The organism is Agrobacterium sp. 5Ca39 (assembly GCF_055382365.1).
Genome location: NZ_AP026436.1, coordinates 1,614,694 through 1,632,172 on the forward strand (window position 1 = coordinate 1,614,694; position 17,479 = coordinate 1,632,172).

18 protein-coding genes and 1 tRNA gene are annotated in these 17,479 nt (G+C 59.5%); 8 read left to right on the plus strand and 11 right to left on the minus strand.

The window, feature by feature from the left end:
* Window positions 1-3 precede the first annotated feature (3 nt).
* On the plus strand, window positions 4-597 hold the full coding sequence (locus tag ACZ47E_RS08165; protein ID WP_278066859.1) for a hypothetical protein: 594 nt from the start codon (window positions 4-6) through the stop codon (window positions 595-597).
* Between the two features lie 65 nt (window positions 598-662).
* Here ACZ47E_RS08165 and ACZ47E_RS08170 read toward each other — a convergent pair whose 3' ends face one another.
* Both ACZ47E_RS08170 and ACZ47E_RS08175 read right to left on the minus strand, forming a co-directional pair.
* On the minus strand, window positions 663-1,139 hold the full coding sequence (locus ACZ47E_RS08170; RefSeq protein ID WP_037089965.1) for a nuclear transport factor 2 family protein: 477 nt from the start codon (window positions 1,137-1,139) through the stop codon (window positions 663-665).
* A 12-nt stretch (window positions 1,140-1,151) separates the two neighbouring features.
* On the minus strand, window positions 1,152-1,763 hold the full coding sequence (locus ACZ47E_RS08175; protein ID WP_136882775.1) for an NAD(P)-dependent oxidoreductase: 612 nt from the start codon (window positions 1,761-1,763) through the stop codon (window positions 1,152-1,154).
* 145 nt (window positions 1,764-1,908) lie between these two features.
* Between ACZ47E_RS08175 and ACZ47E_RS08180 the strand changes: the two genes are divergently transcribed.
* Window positions 1,909-2,292, plus strand: a complete 384-nt coding sequence (locus ACZ47E_RS08180) for a winged helix-turn-helix transcriptional regulator (protein ID WP_004442667.1) — start codon at window positions 1,909-1,911, stop codon at window positions 2,290-2,292.
* A gap of 39 nt (window positions 2,293-2,331) precedes the next feature.
* On the opposite strand, the gene ACZ47E_RS08185 is transcribed toward ACZ47E_RS08180, so the two are convergent.
* Window positions 2,332-2,754, minus strand: coding sequence for a GNAT family N-acetyltransferase (locus ACZ47E_RS08185; protein ID WP_081859515.1), 423 nt, complete (start codon window positions 2,752-2,754; stop codon window positions 2,332-2,334).
* Window positions 2,755-2,856: 102 nt separating this feature from the next.
* Window positions 2,857-3,210: a DMT family protein gene (locus ACZ47E_RS08190; RefSeq protein ID WP_003507620.1), complete on the minus strand. Its 354-nt coding sequence runs from the start codon at window positions 3,208-3,210 to the stop codon at window positions 2,857-2,859.
* A 265-nt stretch (window positions 3,211-3,475) separates the two neighbouring features.
* Between ACZ47E_RS08190 and uvrB the strand changes: the two genes are divergently transcribed.
* Entirely contained in the window at window positions 3,476-6,445 is a 2,970-nt protein-coding gene (gene uvrB, locus ACZ47E_RS08195) for an excinuclease ABC subunit UvrB (protein ID WP_278066860.1), read from the plus strand.
* Between the two features lie 90 nt (window positions 6,446-6,535).
* Here uvrB and ACZ47E_RS08200 read toward each other — a convergent pair whose 3' ends face one another.
* A complete protein-coding gene (locus ACZ47E_RS08200) occupies window positions 6,536-7,132 on the minus strand; it encodes a hypothetical protein (protein WP_004442676.1) in 597 nt (198 codons plus the stop codon).
* A gap of 181 nt (window positions 7,133-7,313) precedes the next feature.
* On the opposite strand from ACZ47E_RS08200, the gene ACZ47E_RS08205 reads away from it, so the two are divergent.
* On the plus strand, window positions 7,314-8,282 hold the full coding sequence (locus ACZ47E_RS08205; RefSeq protein WP_278066861.1) for an alpha/beta hydrolase: 969 nt from the start codon (window positions 7,314-7,316) through the stop codon (window positions 8,280-8,282).
* A gap of 40 nt (window positions 8,283-8,322) precedes the next feature.
* Here the strand turns inward: ACZ47E_RS08205 and ACZ47E_RS08210 are convergent, their stop codons facing one another.
* Window positions 8,323-8,742: a DUF1801 domain-containing protein gene (locus tag ACZ47E_RS08210; RefSeq protein ID WP_278066862.1), complete on the minus strand. Its 420-nt coding sequence runs from the start codon at window positions 8,740-8,742 to the stop codon at window positions 8,323-8,325.
* Between the two features lie 140 nt (window positions 8,743-8,882).
* Here ACZ47E_RS08210 and ACZ47E_RS08215 point away from each other — a divergent pair, with 140 nt between their 5' ends.
* Together ACZ47E_RS08215 and ACZ47E_RS08220 are read left to right on the plus strand one after the other, a co-directional pair.
* Complete coding sequence (locus ACZ47E_RS08215; RefSeq protein ID WP_004442682.1) at window positions 8,883-9,338, plus strand: PRC-barrel domain-containing protein; 456 nt, start codon at window positions 8,883-8,885, stop codon at window positions 9,336-9,338.
* Between the two features lie 201 nt (window positions 9,339-9,539).
* A complete protein-coding gene (locus ACZ47E_RS08220; protein ID WP_153776300.1) occupies window positions 9,540-10,106 on the plus strand; it encodes a DUF922 domain-containing Zn-dependent protease in 567 nt (188 codons plus the stop codon).
* A 7-nt stretch (window positions 10,107-10,113) separates the two neighbouring features.
* On the opposite strand, the gene ACZ47E_RS08225 is transcribed toward ACZ47E_RS08220, so the two are convergent.
* A complete protein-coding gene (locus ACZ47E_RS08225; protein WP_003522436.1) occupies window positions 10,114-10,716 on the minus strand; it encodes a J domain-containing protein in 603 nt (200 codons plus the stop codon).
* Between the two features lie 394 nt (window positions 10,717-11,110).
* On the opposite strand from ACZ47E_RS08225, the gene ACZ47E_RS08230 reads away from it, so the two are divergent.
* Complete coding sequence (locus ACZ47E_RS08230) at window positions 11,111-11,464, plus strand: nuclear transport factor 2 family protein (protein WP_004442686.1); 354 nt, start codon at window positions 11,111-11,113, stop codon at window positions 11,462-11,464.
* Between the two features lie 61 nt (window positions 11,465-11,525).
* Here the strand turns inward: ACZ47E_RS08230 and ACZ47E_RS08235 are convergent.
* Window positions 11,526-11,601, minus strand: a tRNA-Thr gene (locus tag ACZ47E_RS08235).
* A 212-nt stretch (window positions 11,602-11,813) separates the two neighbouring features.
* Between ACZ47E_RS08235 and ACZ47E_RS08240 the strand changes: the two genes are divergently transcribed.
* Window positions 11,814-13,553, plus strand: coding sequence for a GGDEF domain-containing protein (locus ACZ47E_RS08240; protein ID WP_045531852.1), 1,740 nt, complete (start codon window positions 11,814-11,816; stop codon window positions 13,551-13,553).
* Between the two features lie 29 nt (window positions 13,554-13,582).
* Here the strand turns inward: ACZ47E_RS08240 and ACZ47E_RS08245 are convergent, their stop codons facing one another.
* From ACZ47E_RS08245 to ACZ47E_RS08255, 3 genes are all read right to left on the minus strand, one after another.
* Window positions 13,583-14,692, minus strand: a complete 1,110-nt coding sequence (locus ACZ47E_RS08245) for an endonuclease/exonuclease/phosphatase family protein (protein WP_004442690.1) — start codon at window positions 14,690-14,692, stop codon at window positions 13,583-13,585.
* A 75-nt stretch (window positions 14,693-14,767) separates the two neighbouring features.
* Window positions 14,768-15,796: an ABC transporter ATP-binding protein gene (locus tag ACZ47E_RS08250; protein ID WP_278066863.1), complete on the minus strand. Its 1,029-nt coding sequence runs from the start codon at window positions 15,794-15,796 to the stop codon at window positions 14,768-14,770.
* Window positions 15,784-17,478 (minus strand): ABC transporter permease, encoded by a 1,695-nt coding sequence (locus tag ACZ47E_RS08255; protein WP_464016836.1) that lies wholly within the window; start codon window positions 17,476-17,478, stop codon window positions 15,784-15,786. Before ACZ47E_RS08255 ends, ACZ47E_RS08250 begins: the two co-directional genes overlap by 13 nt.
* Window position 17,479: the final 1 nt, after the last annotated feature.

The following is a 17,479-nucleotide window of genomic DNA, read 5'->3' on the forward strand; positions in this document are numbered from 1 at the left end:
GCGATGGAGGTCGCCGTCAACGCCGCAGAAGCCTATTCGCACATCCGCGCGGTGATGGGCATGGTGGTCGGCCTCAGCCTCGCCCGATTGCTGACCGGCCTTGCAGGTTTCGTGCAGCATCCCAAAAAAGAACGGATTTATCCCCTGCACATCGGCTGGGTGGCGTTCCTGTTTCTGATGCTGGTGCATTTCTGGTGGTGGGAGCACCGGCTTTCTGCCACAGGCCATGTACTGGGCTTCGGCGCGTTCCTTTTCCTGATCCTGTTCTGCTCGCTGTTTTATTTCCTGTGCGTTCTGCTCTTTCCCACGGAGATGAAGGAGTACAAGGGATATGAGGATTATTTCCTTTCCCGCAAAAGCTGGTTCTTCGCCTTTCTGGCAGCGCTTTTCGTCACCGATGTCGGGGATACTTTGCTGAAAGGCCAGGACTATCTCGCCTCACTTGGTCCGGAATACCTTATACGCACCGCCATCTACGTCATTTTGTTCACGCTGGCGATCTTCATCGAGAACCGCCGTTTCCATCGGTTTCTCGTCATCTTTGCGCTGATTTACCAGATCGCCTGGATTTTCCGTACTTACGATCTTCTGGCCTGAAGTTTACCCGTTCCGGCAAGCGGGCACGATCCCGGCGTGCCCGCCTGCCTCAAAAGTTCGTCGCCTCAGAACATCGTATTGTTGTTCGCCGCCGTCTCCGGCACGGGCTGGATTACATCCCAATGCTCGGTGATCTTGCCATCGGTCACCCGAAAAATATCGACGATGGCCCTGCCCCGGTCTCCGTCCTTTTCTGTTGAATGAATATGCAGATAGACAAGGTCGCCATCCGCGGCGCTTCTCACGATCCGCGCCTTGGACTGCGGGTTTTCCTTGAAGTGGCCGGTGAAGTAATCCACGAACGGTTTCTTGCCATCCGGCACCATGGGATTGTGCTGCTTGTAGCTGTCGACAATAACGGCAGCACCCTTTTCCACTTCGTGCTTGTTGAAGACGGTATCGTAAAACTCGATCACCAGCTTGCGATTGGCCTCTTCCCGGGCGAAATCCCGCCCGGCGGTTTCGGCCAGCACCGGAACGGCTGTCAATGCGGGCGCAAGAGCGAGAGCGGCGATGGCGAGACGACGTGTCATGACATTCATGGGTGATACCTCTCAATAACCGACGGTGAAGCGCTGGCGGGAATGCTGCGGCTTCTCGATTTCATCGACAAGCGCAATCGCGTAGTCTTCGAAGGAAATGCGGCTACCATCTTCATTGCTCAGAAGATTGTCCTTGCCGATGCGGAATTTGCCCGTTCTTTCACCCGGCACGAACTCGGCGGAAGGCGAAAGGAAGGTCCAGTCGAGCTGCTTTTCCTGTTTCAGCAAATCAAGAAACTCCGCACCCTTGGTGGCCTCGGCCTTGTAAGCGGCAGGAAAATCCGGCAGGTCGACGACACGCTGGCCGGGCGCGATTTCAAGACTGCCGGCGCCACCGACCACGAGGTAGCGTGGAACGCCAGAGGCACGCACGGCCTCGATCAGCGTCACCGGGTCGCTCGCCGTGAAATGCACCGAACTGATCACGGCATCGTGACCTGCAAGCAGTTTTGAAAGTCCGGTTTGATCGAAGACATCGCCTTTCTTTGCAACGACGTTCGGCAGGGTGGCAATCTTTTCGGGGCTGCGGGCAATGGCCGTAACATGATGCCCCCGGTCGGAAAGTTCCTTGAGAATACGGGACCCGGCATTGCCGGACGCACCGATGAGCGCGATTTTAGCCATGGCTTCTTCCTTTTGTTGCTATTGTCGTTGGTCTAAATAATAGACCGAAAGAAAGAGCTATGGTATCGCGTCCTCGGCCGCAAGAAGTCAGCAGCCGGTGATCTGGTCACACGGCGATGACCTGCAAGGATATGGGGTAATCGAAATGTCGGATACGCAGACGAAAGAAATCTTCGACTTCGAGCAGCCCTGCCCCATTCGGGATGTGCTGGACCGCATCGGAGACCAATGGAGCCTTCTGGTTCTCGAAGCGCTGCAGGGCGGCGTGCTGCGCTTCAACGAGTTGAACCGCAGGATTGACGACATTTCCAAGCAGATGTTGTCCCGTACGCTGAAGCGGCTGGAGGAGGATGGATTCATCCGGCGCACGCTTTATGCCGAGGTGCCGCCGCGCGTGGAGTATGAGCTGACAGGTCTTGGCCGCTCGTTTCTGGTACCGATGCAATTGCTGGTCCAATGGGCCGACGAAAACCACGTCCGCATCTGCAAGGCCCGCCTGCAATATTCCGAAAACGACAATCGCAGCTGACCATCAGAGCAATACCTGACCGGCAGCGGCACGCCGCATCTAGTCCAGTCGGTAAACCTTGCAGACCAACCCTTCCGGCTGGCGGTAGGTCATGAAGCCCATGGCATCATAATAACTCTGCCCGAGCGCATTGTCCGCGCCGATGCTGGCGTCGATATTCTTGAGGCCCCGCGCCTCCGCCGCCCTGCGCGTCGCGGCGAAGAGGGCGGATCCAACGCCTCTTCGCGCCGCCTGCGGACTGACATGGGTGCCGATGATGCCCCACCCTTCCGCCACGCCATAGGGATTGTCCGCCCGTGCATAACGCAGCGACTGGAAGCCCAGGATATGCCCGTCTTCATCCTCCGCGACCGAACACTCGATACGGTCGGCGTGCTGGATGTAATTCTCCAGCACCGCCGCGACGTCCGTCGGCGCTTTTCGAAGGCCGGCCGCGAATATCTCGTTTTGAACCGCTGCCATTCCCTTTGCATCGTCAAGTCTTGCAGGCCGTATTTTCATCGATACATCACCTCTTGTCCGTTGCGATGGTTCTGGGCAGGCAAAGCGCGGGTCTCTTCCTATTCAGGACCGGAAAATGAAGGAAGCACCGAAAGCGATCAGCGCAAAGCCGATGACGTGGTTGATGGTGATGCTTTCCTTCAGCCAGAAGATCGAAAACAGCGCGAAGACCGCGAGCGTGATGACCTCCTGAATGGTCTTGAGCTGTGCGGTGGAGTAAACCTCCGAACCGATGCGGTTCGCGGGAACGGCGAGCACATACTCGAAAAAGGCAATGCCCCAGCTGGCGACAATCGCCAGAAAGAGCGCGCTGCCCTTGTGCTTGAGGTGGCCGTACCAGGCGAAGGTCATGAAAACATTGGAGGCGATGAGCATCAGGACAGGCCAGATGTGGGCAGGGCTGATTGAGAACGGCATGTTGGGTCCTGGAAAAAAGAGGGATGTCGTAAAATGCAGCGGAAGAAAGCAGTCTGAGGGGACCCCTCATCCTGCCGTAATGGATTTGCTCTAGCGCATCCGGCCGAAAACCGGAATCGATTTCTACGGATCGCGGCAAGGCCGTGTTCAGCCGCTACGCAACGCATCCGGCGGAATTTTGTTCCGCATGCTCCGTTTCCTTTTTGTACTCATTTTTTCACTGTCTCCCCTTCCCTTTGCGCGTGACTCTCTCCATATTTCGCCCATGGCCAGATCACCGAAAAACTCCACCTCCTCGCCCTCGGGCTTCGAGGAAGCTCCGCAATCGTCATTCGAAGGCGCGCCGCTCGGCGGCAGCGTTGCCGATTGGGTCAAGCAACTTGAGGCGGAAGCGGAAGCATCCTCCGTGGAGACCCAGCGCGAAATTGCTTCGAAGGCGGGCAAGCACCGCAAGAAGATCGAAATAGAAGCGCGCAAGGAAGCGGAAAAGGCCGCCACAAAGCCGGCGAAAAAGACCACCGCGTCCAAAACGGCACGCGGCGTTTCGATCGGCGCGTCGAGCGATCCGAAAACGCGCGCCGCCGCGGGTCTCAATCCTGTGGCAGGGCTCGATGTCTCCTTGGAGGATGCCCAGTCCCTGGCACCGGGCGCGGTGACGGCGACGGTGGACGCGCTTTCCAAACTGATTGAAAGCGGCAACCCGCTCTTCAAGGATGGCAAGCTGTGGACACCCCACAGGCCGGCCCGTCCGCCGAAATCGGAAGGCGGCATCGCCATCGAGATGGTGACGGACTACAAGCCATCCGGCGATCAGCCGACCGCCATTGCCGATCTCGTCGAAGGCCTCAATTCCGGCGACCGCTCGCAGGTGCTGCTCGGCGTCACCGGCTCCGGCAAGACCTTCACCATGGCCAAGGTGATCGAGGCCACACAGCGCCCGGCCGTTATTCTGGCGCCCAACAAGACGCTGGCTGCCCAGCTCTATTCCGAATTCAAAAACTTCTTTCCAAACAATGCGGTGGAGTATTTCGTTTCCTATTACGATTATTACCAGCCGGAAGCCTATGTGCCGCGTTCCGACACCTATATCGAGAAGGAATCGTCGATCAACGAGCAGATCGACCGTATGCGCCACGCCGCAACGCGCGCCATTCTCGAACGTGACGACTGTATCATCGTCGCTTCGGTTTCCTGTATCTATGGTATCGGTTCGGTCGAGACCTATACGGCCATGACCTTCCAGATGCAGGTGGGCGACAAGCTGGATCAACGCCAGCTTCTTGCCGACCTCGTGGCCCAGCAATACAAGCGGCAGGACATCAACTTCGTGCGCGGCTCCTTCCGCGTGCGCGGTGATACGATCGAAATCTTCCCCGCCCACCTTGAAGATGCGGCCTGGCGCATTTCCATGTGGGGTGACGAGATTGAATCCATCACCGAATTCGACCCGCTGACCGGCCATAAGACCGGCGACCTGCAATCGGTGAAGATTTACGCCAATTCGCACTATGTGACACCGCGCCCGACGCTGAACGGCGCGATCAAGTCGATCAAGGAAGAGCTGAAGCTGCGCCTCGCCGAGCTTGAAAAAGCCGGCCGCCTGCTGGAAGCCCAGCGTCTGGAACAGCGCACGCGCTACGATGTCGAGATGCTGGAGGCCACGGGCTCCTGCGCCGGCATCGAAAACTATTCACGCTATCTCACCGGCCGCAATCCGGGCGAGCCGCCGCCGACCCTGTTCGAGTATATTCCCGACAACGCGCTGATCTTCATCGACGAAAGCCACGTCACCGTTCCTCAGATCGGCGGCATGTATCGCGGCGACTTCCGCCGCAAGGCAACGCTGGCCGAATATGGCTTCCGCCTGCCCTCGTGCATGGACAACCGTCCCCTGCGCTTCGAGGAATGGGATGCCATGCGCCCGCAGACCATTTCCGTCTCCGCCACCCCCGGAGGCTGGGAAATGGAGCAATCCGGCGGCGTTTTTGCCGAACAGGTCATCCGTCCGACCGGCCTCATCGATCCTCCGGTCGAAGTCCGCTCCGCCCGCACCCAGGTGGACGATGTTCTCGGCGAAATCCGCGAGACCGCCGCCAAGGGCTACCGCACGCTCTGCACCGTGCTGACCAAGCGGATGGCCGAAGACCTCACCGAATATCTGCATGAACAGGGTGTCCGCGTTCGTTACATGCACTCCGATATCGACACGCTGGAGCGCATCGAGATCATCCGCGACCTGCGCCTCGGCGCTTTCGACGTGCTCGTCGGCATCAACCTGCTGCGCGAGGGCCTCGATATTCCGGAATGTGGTTTCGTAGCCATCCTCGACGCAGACAAGGAAGGCTTCCTGCGCTCGGAGACCTCGCTGATCCAGACCATCGGCCGCGCCGCCCGTAACGTCGATGGCAAGGTCATCCTTTATGCCGACAATATCACCGGTTCGATGAAGCGGGCGATGGAGGAAACCTCCCGCCGCCGTGAAAAGCAGATGGCCTATAACCAGGAACATGGCATCACGCCGGAATCGGTCAAGGCGAGGATCTCCGACATTCTTGATTCCGTGTATGAACGCGACCACGTAAGAGCCGATATTTCAGGCGTTTCCGGCAAGGGCTTCGCCGATGGCGGTCATCTGGTCGGCAACAATCTCCAGGCGCATCTCAACGCGCTGGAAAAATCCATGCGCGACGCCGCAGCGGACCTCGACTTTGAAAAGGCAGCCCGTCTGCGCGACGAAATCAAACGCCTCAAGGCAGCCGAACTTGCCACCATGGACGACCCCATGGCCAAGGAAGAAGCACGTGCGGTCGAAGGCGGCGGGAAAAACAACAGACGGAGCCACTTGTCGATTTCCCCCGTTGAGGGGGAGACATCCGGCAGGGCAGACGGGGATGCCGCTTCCACGAACGAAAGCGGGAAGTCTCTCTTCGCCAAACCTTCGCTGGACGAGATGGGTCCGGGCTCCGACGCAGGAAAACCGCTTTTCCGCAAGAACACGCTGGACGAGATGACCGTGGGCCGTACCGAAAAGCCCGTAAGGGGCGCGGTGCCCGATAAGCCCGCGACCGAACCCGGCAAGAGGTTCTCCCCGCTGCTGGAAGGCCAGCCCGAACGCTCCACGGACGATCCGCGGCCGCTGGTCCGTGGCAAGATCGGCGCCGGTTCCTATGAAGATGCCGGAGAGCAGAAGCGCAAAAGCAGGACCAAGGGCAAGACTGGCCGTCCGGGCCGCTGATGCGCTTTGTGCAAAGCCCGCCTGACATGAACAGCGGCTAAGGCTCCCATCGTTCATGTCAGCGCCGTCTGCGCATGCCGGCGGCGCCTGTCAGCCTTCACAAGGCGTGATCAGCGACTTGACCGCGGTTGCCCCGAACAGCTTGACCAGATCCGCATCAAGCGATGTGGGAATATAGTCTTCGTTTTCCGCCGGTTTCATATAGATCGAGGAATAGATCGGGCCAGCGGGAAACGTGCCTTTGAAGCAGGCTTTCACGATCTTGATCTCGGTGCTGCCTCTGATACGGGGACCCTGAGCGCGGGAACGGCGCACCCGCTCCTGTAGCTCCGCGAGCCTTCCGACGTCTTCGGGCTTTACCCGCCATACGCTCGCCAACATACCATCCCGTTTTTCCGGCCGGAATTTAGCGAGCGCAGCCGCATCCGTATCCGCCACCAGCGCGTAGGTCGCAACGGTTTCTTCGGCTGCGCCGTCTGTCCTGCTCCGGGTGATCATCACGGCGTCACCGGACCGGAGGGAAAGATTGGCTGGCAGTTGCAATCCGACCCGCACATGCTCGAAATCCATCGTCAGAAAATCCTGCCGCATCAGCTTGGGAATGCTGGAAATCGGTACGGTCATGCAACCGGCGAGGAACAGTAGAAAAACAGACAGGCAGGCAAAACGCGATAATGGCAATGTCATCCTGTTGGAACCTGAAAAAAGCAGCTTAATGAAGTGGGCTTGTCAAACCACGTTTGCGGCGTCGCAATCGCCAGACCGCGCGCAAACTTGCGCGAACAACATTGCCGTAACATTATGAAATCAGGAACGCGTAGGCCCGGGGAACGTTGATCGTTTTCGGGAATGATGACAGGAGACCCATATGTATCGAAAAAAACTTATGGCCTTCTGTCTGTTCATGTCCTCCGGTTCAGCTTTCGCCGGCCATATCCAAGACGCCACCTTTCACAGCGCCGCCCTGAACGCGCCGCTCCCTGTCAATATCTATCGCCCCGAAGGTCCGCCGCCCGAAAACGGCTGGCCTGTACTTTACCTCCTGCACGGCCATGACGGCGACCAGAACAGCTGGCGCGATCTCGGCAATATCGAAAAGACGCTCGATACGCTCATCGAGGCTGGCGCCATCCGCCCTCTGGTTGTCGTGATGCCCGGCGTGAAAAACAGCTGGTATGTGGATTCTGCCGCCGTCGGCGGTCCCGGCGATTACGAGACCGCCCTCACCGGCGATCTGCGCCACCAGATCGAAAAAACGCTGCCGGTGCGAAAAGATCGTCAAGGCCGCGCCATTGTTGGCCTTTCCATGGGCGGTTTCGGCGCCCTGCATCTCGCCTATGGCCACGAGGACCTCTATGGCGCCGTCGCCAGCCTGTCGGGCGCCATCTGGCAAAACGTGCCCGCCTCCGATCTCGACAAGACACCCGCCGAACTCAAGCTCATTCAGGACAGCGCCTTTTTCCACCGCGTCGACCGCACCACCGTCACCAGCGGCATCGTGCTTCCCTCAACCGGCGATCATTTCTCCGGCGCCTTCGGCACCCCTTTCGATGCACGTCTCTTTAACGAAAAGAATGTCTTCACCCTCGTCGCACAGCATGTCGCAGAAAGTCAGGATCTCCCCGCCACCTATTTGACTGTGGGAGATGACGATGGCTTCTTCCTCTGGCGCGGTGCCATTGCCCTGCATGAGACCCTGCAGGCGGACAACCGCAAATCCGAACTGCGGGTGACGGATGGCGATCACGTCTGGTCCGTGTGGAAGGTTTCGATCATCGATGCGCTGAAATTCATCGACGGAGAGTGGGACAAGACAGCGGATCCCAACCGCGATTAAATCACGATCTGTCGTTCTTTGCCGGTGACACCGCCCGGCTTTATCCCCGCTTCTTTCCGCTTTTTCCCGCCACGTTCAACGCCACCGCAGCGCGGATCAGCGCTGCCAGCGCCTCCTCATCAACGACATCGCCCTCGTGAAAATCGATGGCGCGCCGCGTGTTGCCCTCAAGGCTCGAATTGAACAGGCCTGACGGGTCCTCCAGAGAGGCGCCCTTCGCAAATGTCATCTTCACCGCGCTTTTATAGGTTTCGCCGGTGCAGAGAATGCCCGCATGCGACCAGACCGGAACGCCGCGCCACTTCACCTCTTCCACCACTTCCGGATCGGCCTTCTGGATCACCGCGCGAACACGCGCGAGCGTCTCGCCGCGCCAGTCGCCCAGCTCCGCGATCTTCCGCTCGATGAAATCTGATGGTGCGGTCTGCTCCGCATCTTCAGTCACCGTGTTTTTCGCCATGACATCCTCCCGATTTCGACGCACGCCTGTTTCTTTTTCACCATAGACCAAATTTTCCTGTCATCCCATGAGGAACCAAATCCGCTCTTTGCCGTTTCTTCCCCGAACGCAATGTTCAGCATAAAAAGGGAAGAAACATCATGAAAATCAATGTCATCGCTCTCGCTGCCGCAGCAGCGCTCTCCTCTTCCGTGGCATTTGCCCAGACGGCTGCCACGGCTCCTGCTGCCGGCGCGGATGCGACCTTGTCGGGCCCCGGCATTACCATGGGTACGAAGGCAACCGGCCCGCTGAAGTTCGTCAATGTCCAGAAGACCGATCTCACCGCTTCCCAGCTTGATGGCATGGATATCTATAACGCCCAGAATGAAAACATCGGCGAAATCGAAGACGTCGTGATCGGCGATGGCAAGGCGGTGATCGGCCTCGTGGCCAGCGTCGGCGGCTTCCTGGGCATCGACAAAAGCTACGTGGTGCTCGATCCGGCCTCCGTGGCCGTTCATAATGACAACGGCACATGGAAGGCCTTTGTCGATACCACCAAGGATGCACTGCAGAACGCTCCGAAGCTCGATTACGACAAGCTGGACGACTGATTACCCCTGCAGTCGAGGCTTGTCCCCCCGCGCTCCGGCGCGGGGGTTTTTCATGCGTGGAAGTCTGAACATCAGGCAGCATTCCCACCGCCCGCACCCTTGCCTCACTGCCCGCCTCTCGCCTATCTTCGGCGCGCAACCTGCAAGGATCGATGCGTGCCCGTCAACAGCCTCCCCAAAATCACCTTCAGCGCCGCAATCATGTTGCTGAGCGCTCTCCCGCTATCCGCACAGTCCACCGGCTGGAAACCCGCCGAGCAGATAAAGACCTATGCCGTCAGCGGCAATACGGGCGGTGCGCTTTATCAGTCCATCGGCGAGCGCGGCCCGACTGCGGGCGTGCAGGCCATTGCCCACACCACCTTCAAGCTGACGTGGCGGAGAGACTACCGACCGCAGCCCGACGGTGCCTGTGTGCTGGCCAGTGCCAGACCCAATCTCACCATCATCTACACCTGGCCAAAGGCACCTGCCCATCTGCCGGCCGCCGTCGCCGCCAGCTGGAAGACCTTCATTTCCGGGGTGGAAACCCATGAGCGAGTTCATGGCGAGCACATTCTCGATATGGTGAGAAAGATCGAAGCCTTCAGCACCGGGCTACGGGCGGAAGACGATCCCAAATGCCAGAAGGTGCGCGCTGTTCTGCAGCAAAGGTTGGGTGAGCTTTCCAACGAGCAGCGGCAACGCGGCCGAGATTTCGACCGGGATGAACTGTCCCCGGGCGGGCGGGTTCACCAGCTCATACTCGCCCTCGTCAACGGCCCATGACAGGCAGTTACTCCGCCGCCTCGCCCTTCAGCAACGGCTCGGCGAGCGTCACGCTCTCCAGCTCGTAGGAATAGCCCTCGAGCATGGTATAGGCCTGTTCTATCGCCTCGATCTGCGCCTCCGCGTTGCGTATGGCTTCGGCTATGGACTGGCTTCGGGCGCGGAGCATCGAACTCAGCACATCGGTTTCCGGCTTCCGTCCGAGACGGTCCATATGTTTACGCACCCGGGTACGGTGCCGTTCGAGTTCCAGAATATGGAAGCGGCTTTTCAGAATATCATCGGTCAGCTTCCGGCGCATGGCAGCCACGGGATCAAAACTGCCGGGTTCCCGCTCGTCCAGAATGAATTCATTGACCAGCGTTTCCAGCATCAGCAGGCCCTTGAGATCCTTGGCATCGGCAAGCTGCGGATCGTAACCCGTGTCATCGAAGACCTTGCGGCGCACGGGATCCTTCAGAAGTTCATAGGCTGTCTGCAGGCGCGCGAACTGCTCGGCATCGCCACCGCTGTCGGGATGGGCAGCCTTCGCAACCTTGCGGTAGGCCGACTTGATCGCCGCCTCGTCGGCATCCCGCTCCACGCCAAGCAAAACATAGGGATCAATCACAAAAACACCTTCAAACGCAAACTGTTACCCGCACGCTGCTACCACTCTCAACCGGTCAGCAACCGGATCATAGGCCAAATCCGCCCCGTGCGGCACCCCGCGACGGCGCTTAAACCGGCAGAACACGAATTTACGCGCTCCCGCACGAGAGGGTCTCTCTGGCGAAAAAGCCCTTGATGCCGAAATTTGTCGGACCCAAGGCGACTATAACGACAGCCGGGACAAAATTGTGGACAGTGGCCGCAAAACGTCGACCGGCATCGGAACCGCCTCCAGCACGGGCCGCCACGAGAGATCGTCACGTGCCCCGAACAAGCGCATTTTCAGGAGGTTATGGTGGAATGTCGCCAAGGGGTGTAAGCTCCCCTTTTGGATCCGAGGGAGGGACGATCCGATGCCGCAAACCATTACCCAGACCGTGACGGATTATGTGCACGCCATGGCCTATGCGGATGAAGGCCTGATGCGCGATGTTTTTGACCCGCGCGCCAGCATCGTCGGCACATTCGAAGGCGCGACTGAATGGCTGTCTCTGGAGGATTTTGTTGATCAGGTCCGCAAAACCGAACGCGGCCTTCCCGATCACGACCCCGCCTTCGAAATCCTCGGCATCGACAAGGAGGGAGACAGCGCCTCGGTAAAGCTGACAACCCGGTTCGACGGTATGGATTTTTACGAATATCTGTCCCTGCTGGAACACGACGGCAACTGGACGATCGTGCACAAGCTCTATCACATAAAGCCGTAGCCACTGCACGAACATCAGTCGTGCAGTGCGTATGAAAGACAGGCCAAATCCTTGAAAATACTGGTGCCCCCGGCAGGGTTCGAACCCGCGACCCCCTGATTACAAATCAGGTGCTCTACCAACTGAGCTACAAGGGCAATCCAGTGCCTTGCCAACTATCAGATTCTGACCGGGTGTAAAGCGAAAACTGATCACGCAGCACGGGCGGCGCGCTTTTCCACACCATGCCCGCAGGCTTGGCGGCAGGATCGTCAAGACGGCAAAAGCGCAGCAATATAAGCGAAGTATTTACGCGGCGCGGCTAAAATGGTGATGAATTATACCCGATTGAGTGAGAACAACGCATCAAATGCGCGCAAGCATACAGAAAATTCAGCTAACGGGCACGATCGTCATCGCCGCGAGCTCCATCCTGCTGGCCACACTTGCCGCGCTGCCAAGCGTTTCCAACTATCTGCGTTACCGCACCAACGCGGCGCAGCTCACCCGCTTCGAAACCGCTCTCCAGTCCGCATGGCTGGTTTCGGCCGAGCGCGGTCCCGCGAACAATGTGATGGGCGCATCCACCGCTGAACAGGATCTGGTCGCAGCTCTCGCTGCCGCGCGCAAGGCAACGGACGACAAGCTGTCGGAACTGGAAGCTTCCTTCGCCGACGACATCAGGACCCAGCCGGAGCTGGCGAAATCGCTGGTCGAGACCCGCGAGAAACTCGCGCAGTCCCGCAACGCGGTGGATCAGGTAGCCGCCCTGCCGTTGTCGGCACGCAGCCACACGGCCATGTCGGGCGCCATATCATCGATGTTCAAGGCCGCCGACAGTGTCAATCTGCTGCGTGGCAAGGCAGCGCGTGCCATCATCAAGGTGACGCCCGATGTGGCGATAGACATCGCGATGACGGGCACCGCCGGTGTCATGCGGGACAGGATCGGCCGCCTCGGCTCCTATGTGATCATGGGTTTGCGGGCAAACAGACAGGAAAAGCTGGGTTATCGCGCCAAGTTCGATGCGGAGATGCAGAGCCTGCTATCACTGAAGGCATCGTTGACCAACTACACCGCCGCCTATCTTTCCACGCCGCGACTGGACAGGGCATTCCGCGATCTCGAAACCTATTATTTCGGTCAGGCGCTGCGCTACGCGCAGAATACGATCGTGATCGCCATGCCGTCCGCCCAGCCGAGCGTGCTTGAATTTTCCAGGAACTATATTTCGGGGATGCGTTCATCCGATACGTTGCGCGATCTCATTCTGGCCGAGACACGCGCGCGACTCGAAAAGAAGCAGCAGGAAGCCCTGATCTACGGCGCCACATCGCTTTTTCTCGCAGGTATTGCGGTTCTGGTCCTGCTGCGGCTCACATCTGTCTACAAAACAGCGCTGTTCCGGCCCATGCAATCCGTTCAGGCACAGATTGCGGCCATCGCCGCGGGCGATCTTTCAGAGGCGCAGCATGAGGACAGGGTCGCCCCGGAGGTGAAGAAGATGTTCCAGGAACTCGACTTCCTGCGGGAGCAGCTTCGTCAAAAGGGCGAAATGGAGAACCAGCAGCGCGCGCTGGCCGAACAGTTACGCGCACTTTCCGAGACGGATGCGCTGACGGGCGTCTTCAACCGACGGGCGCTCGAAAAGGCCGTTCGTTCCCTGTTGACGGGCGAGGACCAGTGTCAGTCGCTCGGCGTGATGATCGTCGACATCGACCATTTCAAATCGATCAATGACCGTTATGGCCATGCCATGGGTGACATTGCACTTCAAAAGACCGCGGCTTTGTTGCGGGGTGCATTGCGCAAGAACGACATTCTTGCCCGCTATGGCGGCGAAGAATTCGTCGTGGTGCTGCAGGATGTCAGCCATGCCACGGCAACGGCAACGGCCGACCGCCTCCGCCGCCTGATCGAAGCCCAGATCGTGGATGAACAAAGTGGATTGTCGCTGACGGCGAGCTTTGGCGTCGTCTGGCAGGAAGCGCGGGCGGTCAACAGCTGGGACGAGTTGATCGCGATTGCCGATGACCGGCTTTATGAAGCCAAGCGCGCAGGTCGCAACCGGGTCTGGGCCACCTATTTCCCGAAAGCCGCCAACGGTTAGAAGCCACCGGTTTCCGACCAACGGCGACGTCAGATCAGGTCCAGCGTCATCACGACAGGGCAATGATCGGAAGCCTTGGGGCGGTCCCAGCCAGTGCGCGGATAACGCTCCACCTCCTGCCCCGGCGGAAAGATGGTGCGATAAGGCTGGCCGGCGCGGACGATTTCGGGAACCCGCGTCGCGTTGCTTTCGGCCAGGCGCGGAGAAAGCCAGATGTAATCAAGCTGGCACAAATGCTGCTCCTGTGGGCCCCGCGAATGATAGAGCGTCCAGCGGTCCATGACATCGCGACGCAGCATAGGATTGATGACAAAATCGTCGGCAGTGAAGACATCGAGCGCACTTCTTGCCTCTTCGACGGGCGTGAAGCTGTAGCCATTGCGCCTGTCACCGGCAATCGCGACGCGTTCCTGATAGTCGTTCATGTCGCCGCAGATCGCGAAATTCTTGTTGCGCGTATTGCCCGCACCCCAGCGATTTTCGATGATGCGGCGCACAGCCATGGCTTCCGCCTCGCGGATCGGCATGGTGCCGAGCCGGGCGTCCAACGCTTCGCGGGCATTGGTCATGGACTTGAAATGCGTGACGTAAAGCGTCAGCGGCTTGCCGCCGATCCTCAGATCGATTTCAAGGCAATCCCGTTTGAATATCTTGTCATCGATCTGGTTGGTCGCGGCAAGTGCCGGATTGAAGAGGTCGAGATTGCGATAGGTCAGCGCCGCATGGCTCTTGATGTCGACCACCTCGATCTTCTCGCCATCCCGCGTCTCCTCGCGCATGACGACCGCGACATCAATACCGCGGCTGTCATTGCCCTCGACCAGATATTTCTGCAGATAGCCATTGCCGACCATGCGATAGAGATAGCCATATTCGAAGGCCTGCAGGGCCGCCATGTTGTCGACTTCCTGCAGGCAGAGAATATCGGCATCCGCGTCGGCGATGGCGAGCGCCGAAAGCTGGCGCGTATCGTCGGTGGATGAGACCATCCGCGCACTTTCAAGGGCCTGATAGGTCGCCTCGTCCCTGATATCAAAAAGCTGGATCGCCCTGTCGCGTCGCGTCTGGTTGCGAAAGCCGGTGAAATCGAAACGGGTGAGAAGATTTTCGATATTGAAGGTGGCAAGCCGAAGCGACATGAATCATTCCCATTGCTGCGACCCCAGCTTAGCCGGTGTCGCTCCGCCTTTCCAGCGTTCGGCAGTGCGTGCGCTCTAAAGCCGCCACCCGCTGCGAATGGCAACCGGAAGCCTGTCACCCACAGCTGCGACTTCACGCGAATAGGCCCTGACCGCCTGCCCATCCGGCAGGTCAAGACGAAGGGCATAACGCTCGCCCTCGTACAGAACCGAGGTGACGGTGCAGGCAATGCCTTCCGCATCCCGCACCACATCCTGCGGCCTCACAAGCACGTCGACCTGCGATGCTCCCGCGCCTCTCTCCATCGCCGCCCGAAGTGCGGACCAGTCGAGGTCGCGCGATGCCCCTTCCGGCAGTGGGAGGCTGAGGATCGTCCCCTGCCCGACCAGCGACCCGACCAGCCTGCCCTCCGGCCGCGCGTAAAGCTCCGCAGGCGCCGCGACCTGAAGCAGCTTGCCGTGCGACATGACGGCGACATCGGTTGCCAGCGCCATGGCTTCCGCCTGATCGTGAGTGACATAAATCATCGTCGCGCCGGAACGGGCATGGAAATCCCGAAATGTCTCTTCCATTTCCTGCCGCAGATGCCGGTCGAGGTTGGCGAGCGGTTCATCGAGCAATACGACGTCAGGCTCGGTGACGAGGCAGCGGGCGAGCGCAACACGCTGCCGCTGGCCACCGGAAAGTTCGGCGGGACGGCGATCCGCGAAGCTCTCAAGTCGGACGGCGGCAAGCGCCTGACGCACCCTCTCGCGGTATTTTTCGCCCGTAATACCGCGCACCTTCAAAGGGTAGCCGGCATTGTCGGCAACCGACATGTGCGGCCACAGCGCATAGGACTGGAACACCATTGCCATGTTGCGCCGCTCCGGCGCCACCATGCTGCCGGCATCGGCCAGCACCCGCTCGCCGAGCAGGATGGAACCATCCGTCGGCTGTTCGAACCCGGCAACCATGCGCAGCACTGTGGTCTTGCCGCAGCCGGAGGGTCCGAGCAGCGCCAGAAAACCGCCTTCCCGCACAGTGAGAGAAACATCGTCCACGGCCGGTTTCGAACCGGCACCGAAGCTCTTCGACAGGCGGTTAAGGATCAGTTTCGCCAAGGCACAACTCCTTTTGGCAGATAGCGCCCCAGAACTTCCAGCAGCAGCATGAGGAAAATCACCATGATGACGACAAGCACCGATAGCGCCGAGGCGAGATCGAAGCTGCCGCTGTCATCGAGGTTGTAGATGAGCACGCCGAGCGTCTGTGTGCCGGCAGACCAAAGGAGCGCCGAAACCGTCAGCTCGTTGCAGGCGATCAGAAACACGAGGATGACGGAAGCCCCTGCCGCGGGCCCGACCAGCGGCAGGATAATATCCTTGAGCCGTCGCCAGAAACCCGCGCCCGACAGCCTTGCTGCCTCTTCCAGCGATGGATCGAATTGCAGGAAAGCGCTGACCATTGGTTTCAGGCTGACCGCGAAGAAAGAGGAGAAATAGGCAAGCAGAATGATCCAGATCGTGCCGTAAAGCGTAATGCCGAGCAATGGAATAGGAGCGGCGAAAAGCAGCACGAAAGAGACGGAAATCACCACCCCCGGCAGCGCATAGGGAATATCCACCAGCGCCGAAAGCAGGAACATGAACCGGCTTTTGCCACGCACGAGGAAATAAGCCGTCAGCACCGTCACCACCAGGAGACACAAGGATGTCGCCGTCGCCAGAAACAGCGAATTGCGGAAGGCCGTGCGGGTCACGCTCTGCCGGTAAAGCAGTTCCTCATAGGCATGCAGCGTTGCGGTCTTGAGGTTGAGCGGCACGCCATAGGCGGGAGCGAGCGAGCTTGCCACCAGCGCCGTCAGCGGCGCCACCAGCATGAAGAACAGGATGAGCCACAGGGCAAGCTCCGCCGGCACCCGCCACAGCCCAAGCCGGAAGGTCGCCGCCTTGCCGGAAAGGCCAATGATGCGATAGTCCCTCCCCTTCATCGCCCGTTCCTGCAGCGCAAGCCCGGCCACGGAAATGATGGCGATCATGGTCGAGAGAATGGCGATATCACCGAAGGTGCTTGTGCCGAAACTGGCAAAACGGCTGTAGATGAGCGTCGGCAGGGTAAAGATCGAAGCGGGGATGCCGAGGATCGCCGGAATGCCGAAATTGCCGACGTTGGAGACGAAGGAGATCGCCGCACCGGCGATCAGTCCAGGCGTGGAAAGCGGCAGGATGATATCGCACAAAACGCGTCGCGGTGCAGCCCCGGAAAGCTTGGCGGCCTCAATGCCATCCTGCGGTAAGGCGAGCAGCCCGGCGCGCAGCGACAGATAGACGAGCGGCGCGTGCTGGACACCGAGCAAGAGTGCGATGCCAGCGATGGAATAAAGCGGCTGCGGCGAACCCATCGCCGGCGCAAGGCCGATGGCCTTCAACAGCGTACTCGACGGGCCGGTCATGCCGATCCACGACAGCGCCGTCACCTGCGGCGGGATCATCATCGGCAGCATGAACAGGAAGCTTAAAATCGACTTGCCACGGATGTCGCAGAGCGTCAGGGCGAGCGCGAAAGCGCCGCCGATTCCGAGTGAAATCAGCATGCCTAAAAACGAGGTGGAGAGCGTGTTCAGCGCCGCATCCCAGAGCGCCGGATCGGCCAGAAGTCGCCATATATCACCATTCAGTGACGAAACGACGCCGGTATAGGCGAGGCGTCCGAGCGGCAGCGCGCTCAGCGCAAAAACAACACTCACCACAAAAGGAAACAGCCAGCGCGGCTGGCTGTTTCCATAAGCCTTGGAACGGGTCATT